Below are 16891 nucleotides of genomic sequence, written 5' to 3'. Positions count from 1 at the left end.
AGGGTGTCCCGCACATGGCGTCGGGCCGGCTGGTGGGGGCTCCTGGTGGTGCCCGCCGCGTTCGATGAGTCGCCCATGTGCTCGGCCATATGCTCGGCTTCGTGGCTACCGACGTTCTTGTTCCCTCCGACGTCGTCCGTTATGTCGCCGAGGTCTCGGCCGTGCTCGCCGGTGCGGGCCCCGACCTGGTCGGGGTCTACGTGCACGGCTCCGCCGTGCTGGGGGGATTCCGAGCCGCACGCAGTGACGTGGATGTGCTGGCCGTCGTCGCCGGGTCCGGCACCGAGGCCGGCCAGCGGGCCATGGGCGAGGCGGTGGCAGAGACCGCGGCGCGGTGCCCTGGCACGGGTCTGGAGATGAGCGTCATCACCGCGGCGACCGCGGCCGATCTCGGTTCCTGCCCGTTCGAGGTCCACATTCGTACCGGCGCGACCGAGACCGTCGTCATCCCCGGAGCCGGTCGTGCCGGTGACGCCGACCTGGTCCTGCACTGCGCCGTGTGCCGGGAGCATGCCCTCGCTGTCAGCGGTCCACCGGCCGCCGAGGTCTTCGGCCCGGTTCCCGCCGACCGTATCGGCGCCGCGATGGTCGGCGAACTGCGGTGGGCGGTGGACCACGCGACCGCGGCGTATGCCGTCCTCAACGCCTGCCGTGCGCTGCGATTCGCCGATGACGGACAGCTGTGTTCCAAGCTCGAAGGCGGCCGTTGGTACCTGGACCGCCACGGGGACGACGAGGTCGTCGCCGCGGCCATCGCCCGACAACGCGACGGACGGACAGGGCCGGCGAAGCCCGTTGCCGCCGCATTCGTGGCGGCGGCATGCGGTCGGCTGGAGTTGCCCGGTCGACCTCCACGGCGACTGTGAACGTCTTCTGCAGGACCCCGCGCTGCGCGACGCGGCACAGACCGACAGCCGGAGCGCCGGTCCATCGCCCGGCCCGGCCGGCAGCACCGGACCGGACCGGGCGATGGCCCCGTCACCTCAGCGTCAGCACGTCCAGCAGGTCGGGCCGTTCGTCCGGCGTGGTGAACACCGTGTGCAGGCCGAGCAGTACCCCCGCCGCGCCGGTCGCGAGATCGGCGGAGAAGCGGCGCAGGCGGGAACCCGGCACCAGCAGCCGGTCCTGTTCGGCGACCAGGTGCCACGAGAGGTTCCGCACCGAGTCCAGCACCTCGGGCCGCGGCTCGCCGCCGGAGAGCTGGTGGGCGGTGGCCACCAGTCCGGTGCGGCCCCGGAAGAGTCCCGGTTCGCGGATGAACTCCAGGACGCAGCCCTGCCCGACGCCGGGCAGCAGCGCGGCGAGCGCCGGGTCCTCGCGGTGGGCGAGATAGCGCTGTGCGACCAGGGCCACGCCGCCGCTGCCCTGGTCCAGGTAGAGCAGATGGCGTATGCCGTCCTTCACCTGCACGCTGCCGCCCGGCATGGTCACGCAGTGCCCGGCCTCCCGGGTGAGTGCCGCCCCGGCGGCGTTCAGCAGCCACTCCTCGCCGGTGTGCGCGTGCAGTTCGAGGTGGAGCAGCGCGGCCCCGCAGAGCCCGCTGAGCAGACCCGCCGAGTGCGGGGCCGACGGGCCGTCCGCGGTGGCCCCGTCGCGGACCAGCGAGTCGAGTTCCCAGGCGGTCCGCAGGGCCCGGTCCAGGAGTTCCGCGTCGGGTGCGCCTACTCCGTCCGAGGCGAACCGCAGGGCCGCCAGCGCCGTTCCCGCCGTACCGGTGCGCAGGTCGGCCGACGAGGGGGCGGGGGCCCGCAGCGCCCGGTCGAGGAGTTCACGGCCCTCCTCGCGGCGGCCGAGCCGGGCCAGGACCAGCGCGACGCCGGGCAGCCCGTCGAAGAGCCCGCCGGGGTTGTCCGGGGCGCGGAGCGCTGCGGTACGGGCCAGCCAGTCGACGTACTCGCCGGGTACCGGGGCGCCGGCCCGGTCCAGGGCGTACAGCACTCCGGCGGCCCCGTTCGCGGCGCAGACGCCACCGGTGGCGAAGCCCGCCGGATCGCCGGGGAAGAGCCGGTCGGTGCGGTCCGGGGTGGCCCCGGCGTGAATGCCCGCGAGGAGCCGTTCGCGGATGCCGGGCCAGTCCGGCTCCGGGCCGCGCAGCAGCGCGTCCACCGTCGATTCGCCGCTGCCGGCCGGGAGGCCGTGGGCGAGGGCGGCCGGTCGCGGCGGTCCCGCGTCGGCGCCCAGACCGTACCGGGCGCGGGCCCAGCGTTCGATGGTGAGGGCCTTGCCCCGGTCGTGGTCGGTCACCTCCATCAGCGGCATCAGGATGTGCAGCCAGAGCGCCCAGAGCGCGTAGGCGTCCGCCTCGGCTCCGCTCGTGCCGGGGCCCGGTGGTGCCTGGAGCCCGGGGGCGCCCGCCAGCGGGGTGTCCCGGTCGTCGAGGTCGGTGGCGTACTCGAAATCGATCAGGACCACACGGCCGTCGGGGCGGATGATGACGTTGGCGGGGTGCACGTCCGCGAACCGCAGCCCGCGGGCGTGGATGCGGTCGAGGGCTGCGGCGAGCCCGTCCGTGACGGATCGCGCCCAGCGGGCGTAGGCGTCGAGTTCGGCGCGGGTGCGTTCGCCGCGCACCAGTGGGAACCGTTCCACGATCTCGTCGAAGAGGGTGGTGCCCTCGATGTGCTCCTCGATCAGGAAGTGGTGTTCCCAGACGGTGCGGACGCCGTACACCTCGGGCACGCAGTCGAGTCCGGCGAGCCGGGTCAGGGCCCGGTGCTCGCGGTGCAGCCGGGTGACGGCGTCGTGCCCGGCGGGGTCGAGTCCGCAGTGCGGGCGGGCCTCGCGCAGCACCACCCGTTGCTTGGTGGTGCGGTGCTCGGCCAGGTAGATGCCGCCCGCGTTGGAGAACTGGAGCGCCTCGGTGACCACGTACGGGAAGCTGTCGTCGCGGGCGGCGGCACGGGCCGCGAGATGGGGGCGCAGCGGCTCGGGGACGGTGACCCACTCCGGGATCCGGAAGACCACGCCCCGGGTGTCGGGGACGAGTTCGCCGGAGGGGTGGCGCATCGCGCGGACCCGTCCGCCGTCGGCGTCCCGGCACCAGAGCTCGGCGAACGCGCCGTAGCGGACGTGCACGGGGGCGTTCCCGATCCGCAGGTCGCTGAGGATGTACGGTCCGCTGCGCCCGTCCAGGGCCTCGCCGAGGGCGTCGAGGAGCTTGAGCAGCGCGGGTTCGTCCTCGGGGTAGAGGGTGATGAACTTCCCGGCGCCGGACCGGTTCATGTACTTCGACGACATCAGCCGCAGGGCCCGGGTGCTGCGCAGGAACTTGAACGCCACGCCCTGCTCCAGGCAGATGCGCGCGGTGTCGGCGAGGGTGCGCCCGGCCTCCTCCGGGACGGTGGAGATGTGGATCTTCCAGCCCTGCTCGGGGAGTTCGGCGGACGCGGGGTGCAGCGCGGTCCACAGGCCGCCGGTGCCGCGCCGCCAGCCGGTGGGCGGTTCGGCGCGGTCCAGCGGGTAGCGGGTGTCCTCGTCGGGCAGCCGGCCCGGGGTCTCGTAGTAGCGGCGGTCGGCGAGGCAGTACAACTGGGTCTCCTGGATGCCGGGCACGGCATACCTCCTGTGGTTCGTGGTCAGGGGCGGGGGCTGCCGGCCCCGGTGCGGTCCGTGGGGATCCCCCCGGCCGTGGCGGATGCGGGCGGTGCGTCCGGTACGGGCTGTGCCGGCGTCGCATCCGGTACGGGCTGTGCCGCTGGTACGGGCCGTGCGGCCGCCGCGTCCGCCGCCTCCGGGCCGGACGGGATGCCGTCCGACGCGGGCGGTTCTTCGGGTGCTGCCGGACCCGGCCGGGCGGACGGGGCGAAGGTGACGATGGCCGCGGACACCGCGAGGACCCCGGCGATCGCCCCGAACGTCGTCCGGCTGCCGTAGGCCGTGAGGAGCACGCCCCCGGCCAGCGGCCCGAACGGCTGGACCAGCGAGGAGAGGAACCCGGCGGCGCTCTGCACCCTGCCCACCCGGTCGCCGGGGGTGACGGTCAGCAGGGTGGAGAGGAAGCCGATGCTGGCCACGGTGGACAGGCACATGCAGGCGGCGCAGAGCAGCCCGGCGAACAGCGGGACCCGGACCCAGGCCATGGCGAGGGCGCTCGCCACACAGAACCAGCAGGTGGCGGTGATCAGCGCCCAGGTGTGGCGTTCGGGACGCAGCCGGGGGGCGAGGAGCGCGCCGGTGAGGGCCCCGACCGAGATGAAGGTGACGACGGTGCCGCCGCCGAGCCCGGACCTCCCGCCGCCCGAGAAGACGGTCAGCGCGGTGAACGTCAGGGCGCCGAAGGCGAAGTTCATGCCGAGCCCGAAGACGAGGAGCACGGTCCGCAGATAGGGCAGCCGCCACAGGAACGAGAGCCCGGCGGTCAACTCGGTCTTGCTGAAGGCCGATCCGGCCCTGGCCTCGGACCTGGACCGGGTACGTACCAGGGCCACGCAGATCGTGGACAGCAGCAGCCCGACGGCCTCGGCGAGGAACGGCAGGACGGGGTGCAGCCCGAACAGGGCGCCCCCGATGACCGGCCCCACCAGTCGCGCGGTGGAGGTGCGGGCCTGGAGCCGGGCGGTCGCGGTCCCCATGTCGTCGGGGGGTACGACGCTGCGCATCAGCCCGAAGGCGGCGGGCCCGTAGAGGCTGCCGATGACGGCGCCCGCGCCCGCGACCAGCAGCACCAGTGGCAACGGGACGTGTCCGCTCCACACCGCCACGACGAGGGCGCCGACGGCACAGAAACTGCCCAGGTCGCACAGGCGCATCAGTCTGCGGCGCTCCACCCGGTCGGCCATCACACCGCCGGGGAGCATGGTGATCAGGACCGCGGTGACGGACACCGTGCTGATCGCACCGGCCTGCACGGGCGATCCGGTCTCGCGGAGCACGAGGAGCGGGAGGGCCAGTGCGGTCATCTGGGTGCCGAGAACGGCGAACAGGCCGCTCATCCAGAGCAGTCGGAAGTCCCGGTTGTTTCGTAGCGAGGCGGCCATCGTCGGCTCCCGGTCGGTGATTCGGGGACAGGGCTCGGCCGGAGGCCCGGCGAAGGCGACGGCCCGGCGCGGGGGCTGGGTCCGGTGAACGCGGGTGCCCGGCAAGGGTGTTGGGCCCGGTGAACGCGGGTTCCCAGCAAAGGGGTTGGGCCCGGTAGACGCCAAGGGCCCGGCGAGGAGGTAGGCCCCGGCGCACGCGAGGGTCCGGCATGGGTGTTGGGCCCGGCGAACACCCGGCGCCCGTCACGGGAACCGGGACCGGTGAACGAGGCCGCCCGGCAAGGGGGTTGGGCCCGGCGAACACTGCGGCCCGGCAAGGGAAATCGAGGCGGGGCGGTCTCCGTGTCGCATCACGGAGCCGCCCCGTTCCGGCCGGCCGGGCGCCACGGGGAAGGTTCCCTCCCCGGCGTGGCGCCGCGGCCCGGTCATCAGCCCTACTGCTCCGACAGGACGAGGCTCACGGTGCTGACGCAGTTGCCGTCGAGCTCGCGCTCGTGGACACCGGCGGTCTCCTGGAGGTCCAGCACGGAGTGCGCCTCGACCTCGGGGGTCTCGTTGTCGTCACCGGCGGGCTTGGTGTTCTCGGCCATGGTGGTCTCCATCCACTCGTATGACTCACGGTCTCCGGTCGTCCCGGGGGCGTGCCCCGGTTCTTCCGGTAGCGGCCGGCGGGTGCCTTCCGCTGACCAGAAAGTTAGGAGCCCCGGCCTGGCAAACGGCTCGGCGCCGGTATGGCGGCGGTATCACGGCAGTTCACCGGGGGTGGACGGGGACGCGCGGGCGGCCGCCGGGTCCGGTGGCGGGCCGGCGGACCCCGTCCGGCCTGCGGCCATACCGGCCCCGAACCGGTTCCGGACCGGTGCCGAACCCTCCGGCAGGACGCTGTACCCCGCACCCGCGCACGGCGGCCGCGCGCCGCACCCCCTACGCCGTACGCCCCACGCCCCTACGCCCCTACGCCCCGAAGGAGACGGCCGGATGGAGCTCGCCGAACTCATCGGACTGCGGCCGGTCCCGGCCGGTGGAGTGCTGGTCACCCTCACCCGCCGCTGTCCGCTGCGCTGCAGCCACTGCTCCACCGGCTCCGGGCCCCTGGTGCGCGAGGAGCCGGAGGCGGCCGCGCTGGAACGGTTCGTCTCCTCGTTCACCGCCGCCGACCGGCCCGAGGTGATGATGCTGACCGGCGGCGAACCCCTGCTCCGGCCGGGTCTGGTGGCCTCGCTCGCCCGCTCCGCGCGGGCCGCCGGAACCCGGACCGCGCTGGTCAGCGGCATGTTCTTCGCCCGGTCCTGCGGGCTCCCGGCCCCGGTGCGGCGGGCGGTGCGTACGCTCGACCACTTCTCCGCCAGCCTCGACCTGCCGCACGAGCGGGAGGTACCCCGGGCCGCGGTGTTCCGCGCGGTGCGCGAGATCCGCGAGCTGGGGGTGGCGGTCAGCTTCCACCTCACCGGGACCGGCGAGGACGACGCGTATCTCGCGGACGTCACCGCGGACATCGACCGGAGCTTCGGCGGCACGGTGCCGTCCCTGGTCAACGAGGTGCGGCCGTTCGGCCGGGCGGCGTCCTGGGCCCGTCCTGCCAGGACCGTGCCGGACGGCGAGGGCGCGCTGCCGTGCGCGATGGCCGCCTGGCCGGTGGTCGCCTTCGACGGCACGGTCCTGGCCTGCTGCAACCAGGACACCGTGGACCGCCGCCCCGTACCGCCCCATCTGCTCCTCGGCCATGTCGCCGAGGACGACTGGTCCGCCGTACGGGCGAGGAGCCTCGGGTCGCCGCTGCTGCGTCTCGTCCGCACGGTCGGCCCGGCCCACCTGCGGCAACGCTGGTCGCCCGGCACACCGGCCGGTTCCTACTGCGGGGACTGCCGGCTCCTGGCCGGGCTGCCGGAGGTGGTCGCGGCGGCCGACTCGCTGGCCTCGGGCGCCGCCGGCGCGCTGCTCGATCTGACCGCCGCCCGCCGTCAGCACGGCCAGGGCCCGGTGGCGCTGGTACGTCGCCACGGCTGCGCCGCGTACGCCGGTCTGGTGGCGGCTCCGGGCGGCGGGCGGGACCCGCGTCCGGCGACGGAAGGCGCCGGCTCATGAGCCCGGCCGGAGGGACACCGGAACGTACCCGGGAAGTGACCGGGGCTCCGCGCCCGGCACCGGCTCCCGGACGGCCCGCCCGGGAGGCCGCCGCGCGCGTCCCGAGGGCGCGCGGCGGCGGGCGCGGGCTGCCGCCCTCCGAGCGGCTGCGGGTCAAACTCGCCTTCGCCGAACCGGCGTTGCGCGCCTCGACGGCCGCACTGTGGCGGCCCGAGGGGCTGCTGCCCCGCTACCGGGCGTACCTGTGCGCGATGCACACGGTCATCCGGGCCTCCGTGCCGCTGATGGAACGCGCCGCCGAACGGGCCGAGTCGCTGGCCCGGCGCGGCGATCCGCTGGGGGCGCCGCTGGCCGCCTACCTGGCCGGGCACATCCGGGAGGAGGCGGAGCACGACACCTGGCTGCTGGAGGACCTGACGGCGGCGGGCAGCGGGCCCCGGGCCGCGCTGGAACCGGTCCCCTCCCCGCTCGTCGCCTCCCTGGCGGGGGCCCAGTACTACTGGATCGAGCACCACCACCCGGTGGCGCTGCTCGGCTACATCGCGGTGCTGGAGGGGCACGCCCCGGCCGCCGGTCTCGCGCCCCGGCTGGCCCGCGCGACCGGGCTGCCCGCCCCGGCCTTCCGCACCGTGCACGAGCACGCGCGGCTGGACGACGGCCACGCCGGCGAACTGTACGCACTGCTCGACCGGTTGCCGCTGTCGCGGGGCCAGGAGACGGCCGTCGCCGTCAGCGCCCTGCACACCACGGACGCGCTCACCCAGTTGTTCGTCCGGCTCGGGCGCACCGGACCGGCGCCGCCGGTGCGGGGAGCCGGGCGGTCCGTCCCGAGGGAAGGCCAGACATGACCGAACCACCGGACCGGCTCGCCGTGCTGTACGGCGCCGGCTTCGCCGTCGACCTGCTCACCGACGAACAGCGGCAGGTGCTCACCGACCTCGCACCGGAGGAACTCACCGTGCTGCTCGACATCAAGACCAGGCTCGACGCCGTGGCGCCCGAGGTGCAGGCGCACAGCGAGATCGCGGGCGGCGCCCTTTTCTGAGGCCGACCGGACCGAGGCCGACCGGCTCCCGGGCGCTGTCCGGGTCCTGACGGGTCCTGTCCGGACGCTGTCCGGGTCCTGCCCCGTCAGAACCCGTCAGAACCCGCCAGGGCTCAGGGCCCGTCAGGGCCCGTCAGGCCCCGTCACCGTGCGGCGGGCCGGTTCCCGTGACCCGGCCCGCCGCTCCGGCCGGACCAAGCAGAGAGGAACCCTGATGAACTGCACCTCGTGCCGGCACGAACTGCCCGCCGCCGCACGGTTCTGCCCGTCCTGCGGCACCCCGTGCCCCTCCCCCGTCGCCGCGGCACCGGAGGACGAACGCAAGCTGGTCACCGCGGTCTTCTGCGATCTGGTGGGCTCCACGGCGCTGTCCGGAGTGCTGGACCCGGAGACCCTGCGCACCGTGACGCTGCGCTACTTCGCGGTGATGAGCGAGCGGATCGAGGCACACGGCGGCACTCCGGAGAAGTTCATCGGCGACGCCGTGATGGCGGTGTTCGGGGTGCCGGTGATGCGTGAGGACGACGCACGGCGGGCGCTCGCCGCGGCGCTCGGCATGCGCGAGGCGCTGGCGGAGCTGAACACCGACCTGGAAGCCACCCTGGGCATCCGGCTCGACATCCGGATCGGCGTCAACACCGGTCTGGTGGTGGCGAGTTCCGATGCCAGCACCCGGCAGGCACTGATCTCGGGCGAGACGGTGAACGTGGCGGCCCGGCTGGAGCAGAACGCGGCGGCCGGCGAGATCCTGATCGGCCCGCAGACCCTGGAGGCCGCCGGTCCGACCGTGGTCGTGCGGGAGAAGGGCCCGCTGCGGCTCAAGGGCAAGACCGACAGCGTGCACGCGTACCGGCTGATCGCGCTCGGCGCCGACGACCCGGAGCTGCTGCGCCGCTTCGACGTGCCGTTCATCGGCCGTACCGCGGAACGGGCGGCGCTGGACGAGGCGTTGGCCCGTACGGCGCGCGGGGCGGGCCCGGGGCTGGTCCGTCTCGTCGGTGACGCGGGGACCGGCAAGACCCGGCTGGCGCGCGAGTGGCTGACCGGCCTCGGCGGTCCCGGGCGGCCGGTCAGCGGCACCGGCCGCTGCCGCAGCTACGGCGACCACGGCACCCTGGCACCGCTGGCCGACGCGGTACGGGAGGTGCTCGGCTCACCCGTCGCCCAGGAGGCCCTGGACGGGGCGTCCGGGCGGTCCGGGGCATCCGTGGCGGACGCGCGGGCGCTGCTGCGCGGCGGCCTGCTGCACGACGGCACGCCCAACGCCCCGTTCGAGGACATGTGCGCCGCGCTGATCACCGTACTGTCCCGGACCGCGGAACGGCGGCCGGTCCTGCTGGTGCTCGACGACTGGCACTGGGCCGAGCCGCTGCTGGTACGGGCGGTGCACCGGCTGGCCGGGCCGCTCGGCCGGGCGGGCGGACTCATCGTGTGTCCGGGCCGCCCGGACGGGCCCCCGGCCGCCGCCGACCCGGCCGCGTGTCCGGCGCAGCTCCTGCCGCTCACCGGGCTGCCGCCCGACGAGGCCGCCCTGCTGGCCCGCGAACTGACCGGACCGGGCACGGGGGCCTCATCGGGCAACGCCTCCCCGGACACCACCGCTGCCCCGGCCGCCCCCGACGCGCACGACCGTGATCCGGACGCATACGCCCATGGTCTGGACGCGCACGACCGTGACCGGGAGGCGCACGACCGTGATCCGGACGCGTACGACCGTGATCTGTACGTCCGGGCCGAGGGCAACCCGCTCTACCTGGAACAGCTCCTCGTCCCCACGGGCCCGGCGCCGGAGGGCGCGCGGAACATACCGGGCTCGGCGCTGCCGCCGACCCTCCAGGCGCTGCTCGGTGCCCGGATCGGCGCGCTGGAGCGTGCCGAGCGCACCACGCTGGACCTGGCCGCGGTCGTCGGCCGGGACTTCACCGCGCCGGAACTCGTCCGGCTGACCCGGGCGGCCCGCGAGACGGAGGGCGCGGTACGGAACGCCCCGGCCGCCCCCACCGATGTGCCCGCACCGGAGGACGACCGCGGCCTGGTCGCCCGCGCGCTGGCCCGGCTGCGCGGACGCCGGCTGGTCGAGAGCGCGCCCGGCGGCGAACCGGGCGCCGGACGGCACCGGTTCAGCAGCGGTCTGGTCCAGGAGGTGGCGTACGCGTCCCTGTCGAAGCGGGCCAAGGCCGAGCGGCACACCTGGGCGTCCGAGCTGCCCAGCGTGACGGCGGCGGGCGAGGCGGCGGTCGGCGGACATCTGGAGCGGGCGTACCGGTACCGCACCGAGCTCGGCCTGGCCGACGACCGGGCCGCCGCCCTGCGGGTCCGGGCCGCCGCCGCGCTCGCCTCGGCCGGTGCGCAGGCCCTGGCCCGTTCCGATCTGCACTGGGCCCAGGGCCTGTTGGAGCGTGCCGCGGGGCTGCACCCGGCCGGTGACCCGGCGGCGGCGCCGGTGCTGCGGCGGCTCGGCGAGGTGCGCCTCGCCCTCGGCCGTACCGATGAGGGGGAACGGCTGCTGCGGCAGGTGCTGGCCATCGGGACCGCGCCGGTGGAGGCCGCGCACGCCCGGCTGGCGCTGGCGGTGCTGGACCCGGCCTCGGTGAGCGTGTCGGCCACCGCCCGGTCGGTGCTGCCGCTCTTCGAGTCCGCCGGGGACTGGGTCGGGCAGGCACGGGCCCGGCTGCGGCTCGCCCAGCGCCTCCAGCTGGCCGGCCGGCACGAGGAGGCCGACCGCGATCTGACCCTGGCCCTGGACCACGCGGCGCGGGCCGAGGCCGAGCCGGAGCGGGCGGCCGCGCTCGGGGCCATCGGGATCTCCCTGTGGCGCGGCCCGGAGCCGGTACCGGTCGCGGTGGCCCGCTGCCGTGACCTGCTCACCGCGCACGGCGCGGGCCGCCCCGCCGTACGGACCACGCTGAACTGTCCGCTGGCCGTGCTCCACGCGCTGCACGGCCGGGCGGACCGGGCCCGGGAGTGCCTGGCCGAGGCGGAACGGCTGGCCGACGAGCTGGGGTACGCGGAGGCGGAGGTCTTCCTGCCGGTGTTCCGGGCGACGGTGGAGGCACTGCTCGGGCGGACCGGCCCGGCCCTGGAGCTGCTCGTCCGGGCGGACCGTGCGGCGGCGCGCGGCGGGGCCCGGTCCATGCGCCCGGCCATCGCGCTGGAGGCGGCGCGGCTGCTCCTCGACGACGACCGGCCGGACGAAGCCGGTCCGTGGCTCGAAGGGGCCGGGGCCCCGCGGTCGCTGCCGCACGCGGACCGGGTGGACCTGACGGGGCTGCGGGCCCGGCTGGCGGCGGGGTCAGGGGACGCGGCGACGGCCCTGCGCCTCGCGGACCGTGCCGTGCGGGACTCCCTGCTGACCGACTCCCCGCTGGTGCGGGCCACCGCGTCGCTGGACCGGGCGCGGACGCTGTCGCTGCTGGGCGACGCGACGGGCGCGGCAGGCGCGGCGCGGGAGGCCCGGGAGGGGTTCGCGGAGAAGGGACATCTGCCGGGCGAGCGGTGGGCCGCGCGGCTCGCCGCGGAATCGGCGGCGGCCACGACGGAGAGGAGCTGAGCGATGACGACCACGGACACGGCACCGGGGCCGGGACTGACCTGGAGTCTGCGCGGACGCGGACCCGATGACGTGCCGGTCCTCGCGGACCCGGGCCCCGGGCACGGTGCCGGGGCTGTACCGGGCACCGGGCGGGGTGTACGGGTCTGCGTGGTGGACTCGGGCGTCGAGCGCGACCATCCGGGCGTCGGCCCGGTCGACGGCTCATGGGTGGTGATCAAGGACCCGGAGACGGGCGGGACCGAGGTGCGGCCGACCGACACCGGGGACTCCTGCGGACACGGCACCGCGTGCGCGGGCATCATCCGGCGGACCGCCCCGGAGTGCGAACTGCACAGCGTACGGGTGCTGGGCGAGCGGTTCTCCGGCACCGGGGACGTGCTGCTGGCCGGGCTGCGCTGGGCGGTGGAGCAGGGGTTCGACGTGGTGAACCTGTCGTTGTCCACCACCCGCGCACGGTTCGCCGAGGAGCTGCACGCGCTGGCCGACCACGCCTACTTCAACCGCACGGTCGTCGTCGCCTCGGCGCACAACTCCCCGGTGGAGAGCTATCCGTGGCGGTTCGCCTCGGTGATCTCCGTGGGCAGCCACCAGGAGGCGGACCCGGACCTGCACCTCTACAACCCCGACCCGCCGGTGGAGTTCTTCGCCCCCGGCCAGAACGTGACGGTGCCGTGGCTGGGCGGTACCTCGATCCGTACCACCGGGAACAGCTTCGCGACCCCGTACATCAGCGGGCTGTGCGCCCGTCTGCTCTCGGCCCATCCCAGGATGACGGCCTTCCAGCTCAAGAACGCCCTCTATCTCTCCGCGGCCAACGTGCGGTTCGGTCCGCGGCCTTCCACCCCGGCAGAAGAGGTCTGTGATGACTCCGAGAACTGAATCAGTGCCCACCGCGGGCACGGTGCCGCCGGCCGATCCGCACCGGCGCGAGCTCCTCCAGTCCGTCGTCGACGTGGCCCGCGCGATCTTCGGCGCGGCGGCCAGCTCGGTCTTCCTGCTGGACGAGGAGGCGGACGAGCTGGTCTTCCAGGCGGTCTCCGGCCAGGGCGAGGAGTTCCTGGTGGGCCGCCGGTTCCCGGCCGGTCGCGGGATAGCGGGCTGGGTGGCGACGTCCGGCGAGCCGATGGTGGTGGACGACCTCACCACGGACTCCTCGTTCGACCGCGCGCTCGCCGAGTCCACCGAGTTCGTGCCGAGCGCCCTGATGGCGGCCCCGCTGATCAGCGACGGCCGGGTGCTCGGTGTGCTGGAGGTGCTCGACCCGTCCCCCCGCGCCCGCACGGACATCCGGGAACTGGACCTGCTCGCCATGTTCGCCCGGCAGGCCGCCGCGGCGTTGCGGGTGGCGGCGTACGCAGCGGCCGGTGCCGGTGCGCCGGAACCGTGCGGGCGGCTCGGGCCCCGGCAACGGGCGGACGCGCTGAGGCTGCTGGATAGTCTGGGACAGCTGCTCCGGGAGCCCTGCTGAGGCCGGGCCGGAAGGGCGGCCGGACGACGACGGAAGGACCACCCACGTGAAGCTCGCTTTCTCGACCCTCGGAGTCCCGGGAATGCCGGTCGCCGATGTCGTCCGGCTCGCCGCCGGACACGGCTACCAGGGAGTGGAACTGCGCGCCCACCCCGAGGAGCCGGTGCACCCGGGCCTCTCCGCGCCCGAACGGGCCGCCGTGGTCCAGGAGTTCAAGGACAACGGCATCGAGATCCTGACCGTCGCCGGCTACGTCCGGGCCGCCGCCGAGGGCGACGACGCCCCCGTACTGGCGGAGCTCGCCGAACTGGTGGACCTGGCGCACGACCTGGGCGCACAGAACGTCCGGGTCTTCCCGGGCGGCGGCGGCCAGGACCCCGCCGTGGCCGACGCGACCGCCGCCCGCCGCCTGGCCGCCGCCGCCCCGCACGCCGCCGACCAGGACGTACGCATCCTGCTGGAAACCCACGACTCGCACCGGGCCGGTGTCGACGTGGCCCGGGTCGTCGGAACGGTCGGCCACGGTCAGGTCGGCGCACTGTGGGACATCATGCACACCTGGCTGTCCGGCGAGGAACCGCCCGCGAGCCATGCGGTACTGGCCCCGCACCTGGGCTACGTACAGGTGAAGGACATCGCCTCGGCCGAGAACACCGAGCCGTTGCCCCTGGGCGCCGGGGTACTGCCCCTGGAGACCTGCCTGTCCACGCTGGATCCGGAGAGCTGGGTCTGCTGGGAGTACGAAAAGCGCTGGCACCCGCACGCGGCGGAACTGCCGGGCCTGCTGGCCGAGGGGCGGGAGTACTTGCTGCGGGTGGGCGCGGCAGGGCGGTAGGGCCGCGCGTCCGGGGCGTGTCCGGAGGCGTTGTTGAGCGTGGCCGCAGGGCGGGCCGGGGGCACCGGGTCCGGCCCGGTGCCGAAGTCCGGCGGGGCGGTCGTCGGCAGGGTGCCGGTTGTTGTGCGGGGACTCCTCGAAGCTCCCCGGCCGCGGGCGATCACCGTTGAGCGGTGGTGCTCGCCCCGTCGAGTGCTTCCCGGATGATGTCCGCGTGTCCGGCGTGCTGGGCCGTCTCCCTGATCAGGTGCAGCAGGATCCGGCGTGCGGACCAGTGGACGGTTTCCGGCGGCGACCACGGAGTCCTGGGAAGGGGCACGCTCCGGTCGAGGTCCGGCAGGGCAGCCACGGACTCCTCGGTCCGGTGAGCGGCGGCGGCGTACTGCTGGAGCAGCCCGGCGAGCGTCTCGCCTTCGACCATGCGGTACTGCTCCAGGTCGAGCATGCCCTCCGGCAGTTCACCGTCCCCCTTGGCCATGATCTGCGTCCACACCTGCTCGCCCCGGGTGAGGTGCTTGACGATCCCGCCCAGGGTGAGCCCGCTCACGGTCGTGCGCTCGGCGGCCTGGGCGTCGGTGATGGCGCGCGTGGTGATCAGCAGAAACGCCCTCTGCTCCGCGAGTGCGTGCAGCAGCTCACCGCGCTCGCCCGGAAGGAACGGGGCTGGACTCTTCGACGAAGTGGTCATGGACCGACCGTAGGAGGCATTTAGGCCAGCAGGTGTCCTCAAGCCCATCCCGCCGGGCTCAACAGGTGGTTCGGTCGCCGGCCGCCTCGCTCCCGCCGCTTCCCATCGATGCGCACGGCCTCCTCTTCCGCGCCCGGGACGGCGACTCCGCCGCCACCACCGGCGTCGGCCCGTGCGCGTGGTGAGCGGGAAGCGGCGCGACCGGCGTGCGTGCCGTCCGCCCTTCCGGGTAGGGACAATTGAGGCGATAGCGTCAGGTGTTGCCCTCAAGGACAGGAGGTTGGCACATGACGTTGGCGGTGTGGCCGGGCGAACCGGTCGGGCAGGGTTGGGCCCAGGTCGTGGAGTTCCTGGTGGCGCTCCTGCTGTCGGGGGTGATCGGGGTGGAGCGGCAGGTCCGGCAGAAGGCGGCGGGGCTGCGGACCTACACCACGGTCGGTGCGGGCGCGGCCCTGTTCACGCTGGTGAGCAAGTACGGATTCACCGATGTGCTGCACACGGGCACGGTGGTGCTGGACCCCTCCCGGATGGCGGCGCAGATCGTGTCGGGGCTGGGCTTCATCGGCGCCGGTGTGATCTTCGTGAACCGCGGCTCGGTGCAGGGGCTGACCACGGCGGCCACGGTCTGGCTGACCGCGGCGGTGGGCTCGGCCGCCGCCGCCGGCCTGCCCCTGCTCGCGGTGCTGGCCGTCGCCGGCTACTTCGGAGTCTCCTACGGGGTACGGCCGCTGCTGCGCCGCCTGTCCTCGGGGCACGAGGCGCCGACCGGATTCCGCATCGTCTACCTCCAGGGCACCGGACTGCTGCGGGAACTCCTGGACCAGTGCACACGGGCCGGGTTCTCCGTGTGCGAACTGCGCACGGTCACCGACCCGACGACGCCGGGCGTGGAGTCCGACGGGCGGACGGTGGAGATCGCCCTGGCGCTCCAGGGTCACGGCGACGCCGCCGGGCTCACCGCCCGGCTGGCCGCCGTGCCCGGCGTGCTCGCGTGCAGCCGCAGCCGCCCGGACGAGGAGTGACCGGCCGCCCCGGCCTCCGGTGCGGCAACGGCCCGTAGCCCCCGCCGCACCGGCGGAAGACCGGCACGGCCCGCCGCCCCCACGACGCCCTGCCCACCGCCCGCGGCGAGCCGTTCGACACCCTCGTGGTCAACAAGGCGGCCGGTGCCGGGAAGGTCCACCGGCCGTACGAGTCGCGGGGATACGGGGAACCCGGGCGGGGCCGACCGCCCCCGCCCCCGCCCCGATCCGCCGCGCCCCCGCCAAGGACGTCAGCGCCACTCCCCCCACCAGCAGCGCCGCCGCGCACCACCGCAGCGGGCTCACCGACTCGTCCAGCAGCAGGGCGGCCGAGGACATCCCGAAGACCGGGACGAGCAGGGTGAAGGGGGCCACCGAGGAGGCCGGGTGGTGGCGCAGCAGGAAGCCCCAGGCGCCGAAGCCGAAGACGGTGGTGATCCAGGCGACGTAGACGATGATCCCGGCGCCGCTCCAGTCCAGTGCGGCCAGCGCCTCCGCGTCGCGGTCCCAGCCCTCGAAGAGGAGGGAGAGGCCGAGCAGGGGGAGTACGGGCACGGTCGAGACCCACACCATGAAGTTGAGCGAGTCGGGCGGGGCGGCCTTGCGGGTGAGTACGTTGGACACGCCCCAGCAGGCCGCCGCCACGATCACCAGGACGAAGGCGAGCATGGGCCCGCCCGCGCCCTCGTCGACCGCCGCGACCCCGATACCGGCGAGGGCCACGCCCATCCCCAGCACCCGTACCCTTCCCGGCCGTTCGCCGAGGGCCACGGCGGCGAAGAGGGCCGTGAAGACCGCCTGGACCTGGAGCACGAGGGAGGAGAGACCGGCGGGCATCCCCCGGTCCATGCCGATGAAGAGCAGTCCGAACTTCGCCACTCCGAGGGCCAGCCCGACACCCACGATCCACTTCCACGCGACCTTGGGCCGGCCGACGAAGAAGACCGCGGGCAGCGCGGCGACCAGGAAGCGCAGGGCGGAGAAGAGCAGCGGCGGGAAGTGTGCGAGGCCGAGCTCGATGACGACGAAATTGACACCCCAGACGGCGGCCACCAGGGCGGCCAGGGCGATGTGGAGGGGACGCATGCCCCGAGGATCACCCGCACCGACCATGTAGCACCAGCGCGGATTTCTTCATGGTGAAATTGAGTGTTGCTAATGAATCATGTGAGGGTCGGCCGAGGGGATCAGTGATCACTGATCAGCCGGTGCGCCGGCC

Annotated in this window: 14 protein-coding genes; 9 read left to right on the top strand and 5 right to left on the bottom strand. The window is 74.6% G+C overall.

Annotated elements, in window-relative coordinates; genetic code table 11:
* The first annotated feature begins 101 nt into the window (after positions 1-101).
* On the top strand, positions 102-866 hold the full coding sequence (locus tag GA0115234_RS31760; protein ID WP_161275703.1) for an aminoglycoside adenylyltransferase domain-containing protein: 765 nt from the start codon (positions 102-104) through the stop codon (positions 864-866).
* Positions 867-978: 112 nt separating this feature from the next.
* Here the strand turns inward: GA0115234_RS31760 and lanKC are convergent, their stop codons facing one another.
* The 3 genes from lanKC to GA0115234_RS42595 form a co-directional block, all read right to left on the bottom strand.
* The gene (lanKC, locus tag GA0115234_RS31755) at positions 979-3552 is read right to left on the bottom strand and encodes a class III lanthionine synthetase LanKC (RefSeq protein ID WP_093548615.1); all 2574 of its coding nucleotides are present in this window, start codon (positions 3550-3552) and stop codon (positions 979-981) included.
* A gap of 23 nt (positions 3553-3575) precedes the next feature.
* The gene (locus tag GA0115234_RS31750) at positions 3576-4976 is read right to left on the bottom strand and encodes an MFS transporter (protein ID WP_093548613.1); all 1401 of its coding nucleotides are present in this window, start codon (positions 4974-4976) and stop codon (positions 3576-3578) included.
* A gap of 434 nt (positions 4977-5410) precedes the next feature.
* Positions 5411-5566 carry a hypothetical protein gene (locus tag GA0115234_RS42595; RefSeq protein ID WP_176729324.1) on the bottom strand — a complete coding sequence of 52 codons (156 nt, stop codon included), beginning with the start codon at positions 5564-5566 and terminating at the stop codon, positions 5411-5413.
* 388 nt (positions 5567-5954) lie between these two features.
* On the opposite strand from GA0115234_RS42595, the gene GA0115234_RS31745 reads away from it, so the two are divergent.
* From GA0115234_RS31745 to GA0115234_RS31715, 7 genes are all read left to right on the top strand, one after another.
* Positions 5955-7061, top strand: a complete 1107-nt coding sequence (locus tag GA0115234_RS31745; protein WP_093548611.1) for a radical SAM protein — start codon at positions 5955-5957, stop codon at positions 7059-7061.
* Complete coding sequence (locus GA0115234_RS31740; protein WP_093548609.1) at positions 7058-7909, top strand: iron-containing redox enzyme family protein; 852 nt, start codon at positions 7058-7060, stop codon at positions 7907-7909. The genes GA0115234_RS31745 and GA0115234_RS31740 overlap by 4 nt, the downstream gene beginning before the upstream one ends.
* Positions 7906-8106, top strand: coding sequence for an aroma-sacti cluster domain-containing protein (locus GA0115234_RS31735; RefSeq protein ID WP_093548607.1), 201 nt, complete (start codon positions 7906-7908; stop codon positions 8104-8106). The genes GA0115234_RS31740 and GA0115234_RS31735 overlap by 4 nt, the downstream gene beginning before the upstream one ends.
* Before the next feature lie 214 nt (positions 8107-8320).
* Positions 8321-11656 (top strand): adenylate/guanylate cyclase domain-containing protein, encoded by a 3336-nt coding sequence (locus GA0115234_RS31730; RefSeq protein WP_093548605.1) that lies wholly within the window; start codon positions 8321-8323, stop codon positions 11654-11656.
* 3 nt (positions 11657-11659) lie between these two features.
* Positions 11660-12538, top strand: coding sequence for a S8 family peptidase (locus tag GA0115234_RS31725; protein ID WP_093548603.1), 879 nt, complete (start codon positions 11660-11662; stop codon positions 12536-12538).
* Positions 12522-13127, top strand: a complete 606-nt coding sequence (locus tag GA0115234_RS31720; RefSeq protein ID WP_093548601.1) for a GAF domain-containing protein — start codon at positions 12522-12524, stop codon at positions 13125-13127. The genes GA0115234_RS31725 and GA0115234_RS31720 overlap by 17 nt, the downstream gene beginning before the upstream one ends.
* 46 nt (positions 13128-13173) lie before the next feature.
* Positions 13174-13962 carry a sugar phosphate isomerase/epimerase family protein gene (locus tag GA0115234_RS31715; RefSeq protein ID WP_093548598.1) on the top strand — a complete coding sequence of 263 codons (789 nt, stop codon included), beginning with the start codon at positions 13174-13176 and terminating at the stop codon, positions 13960-13962.
* Between the two features lie 160 nt (positions 13963-14122).
* On the opposite strand, the gene GA0115234_RS31710 is transcribed toward GA0115234_RS31715, so the two are convergent.
* Positions 14123-14650 (bottom strand): DinB family protein, encoded by a 528-nt coding sequence (locus tag GA0115234_RS31710; protein ID WP_093548596.1) that lies wholly within the window; start codon positions 14648-14650, stop codon positions 14123-14125.
* A gap of 293 nt (positions 14651-14943) precedes the next feature.
* Between GA0115234_RS31710 and GA0115234_RS31705 the strand changes: the two genes are divergently transcribed.
* Complete coding sequence (locus GA0115234_RS31705) at positions 14944-15672, top strand: MgtC/SapB family protein (protein ID WP_370804626.1); 729 nt, start codon at positions 14944-14946, stop codon at positions 15670-15672.
* 129 nt (positions 15673-15801) lie between these two features.
* On the opposite strand, the gene GA0115234_RS31700 is transcribed toward GA0115234_RS31705, so the two are convergent.
* Positions 15802-16758: an EamA family transporter gene (locus GA0115234_RS31700; protein WP_237541891.1), complete on the bottom strand. Its 957-nt coding sequence runs from the start codon at positions 16756-16758 to the stop codon at positions 15802-15804.
* Between the last annotated feature and the right edge of the window lie 133 nt (positions 16759-16891).

This window comes from Streptomyces sp. DvalAA-43 (genome assembly GCF_900091725.1).
In the GTDB taxonomy this organism is placed as follows: Bacteria; Actinomycetota; Actinomycetes; order Streptomycetales; family Streptomycetaceae; genus Streptomyces; species Streptomyces pulveraceus.
Note: the sequence above shows the minus strand (reverse complement) of the source record. Positions and strands in the feature narration are given on the sequence as shown.

Bases quoted from the DNA above. Each gene is read 5' to 3' on its own strand.
- GA0115234_RS31750 (WP_093548613.1), bottom strand. From the start codon at position 4,976: ATGGCCGCCTCGCTACGAAACAACCGGGACTTCCGACTGCTCTGGATG.
- GA0115234_RS42595 (WP_176729324.1), bottom strand. From the start codon at position 5,566: ATGGCCGAGAACACCAAGCCCGCCGGTGACGACAACGAGACCCCCGAG.
- GA0115234_RS31745 (WP_093548611.1), top strand. From the start codon at position 5,955: ATGGAGCTCGCCGAACTCATCGGACTGCGGCCGGTCCCGGCCGGTGGA.
- GA0115234_RS31740 (WP_093548609.1), top strand. From the start codon at position 7,058: ATGAGCCCGGCCGGAGGGACACCGGAACGTACCCGGGAAGTGACCGGG.
- GA0115234_RS31735 (WP_093548607.1), top strand. From the start codon at position 7,906: ATGACCGAACCACCGGACCGGCTCGCCGTGCTGTACGGCGCCGGCTTC.
- GA0115234_RS31730 (WP_093548605.1), top strand. From the start codon at position 8,321: ATGAACTGCACCTCGTGCCGGCACGAACTGCCCGCCGCCGCACGGTTC.
- GA0115234_RS31725 (WP_093548603.1), top strand. From the start codon at position 11,660: ATGACGACCACGGACACGGCACCGGGGCCGGGACTGACCTGGAGTCTG.
- GA0115234_RS31720 (WP_093548601.1), top strand. From the start codon at position 12,522: ATGACTCCGAGAACTGAATCAGTGCCCACCGCGGGCACGGTGCCGCCG.
- GA0115234_RS31710 (WP_093548596.1), bottom strand. From the start codon at position 14,650: ATGACCACTTCGTCGAAGAGTCCAGCCCCGTTCCTTCCGGGCGAGCGC.
- GA0115234_RS31700 (WP_237541891.1), bottom strand. From the start codon at position 16,758: ATGCGTCCCCTCCACATCGCCCTGGCCGCCCTGGTGGCCGCCGTCTGG.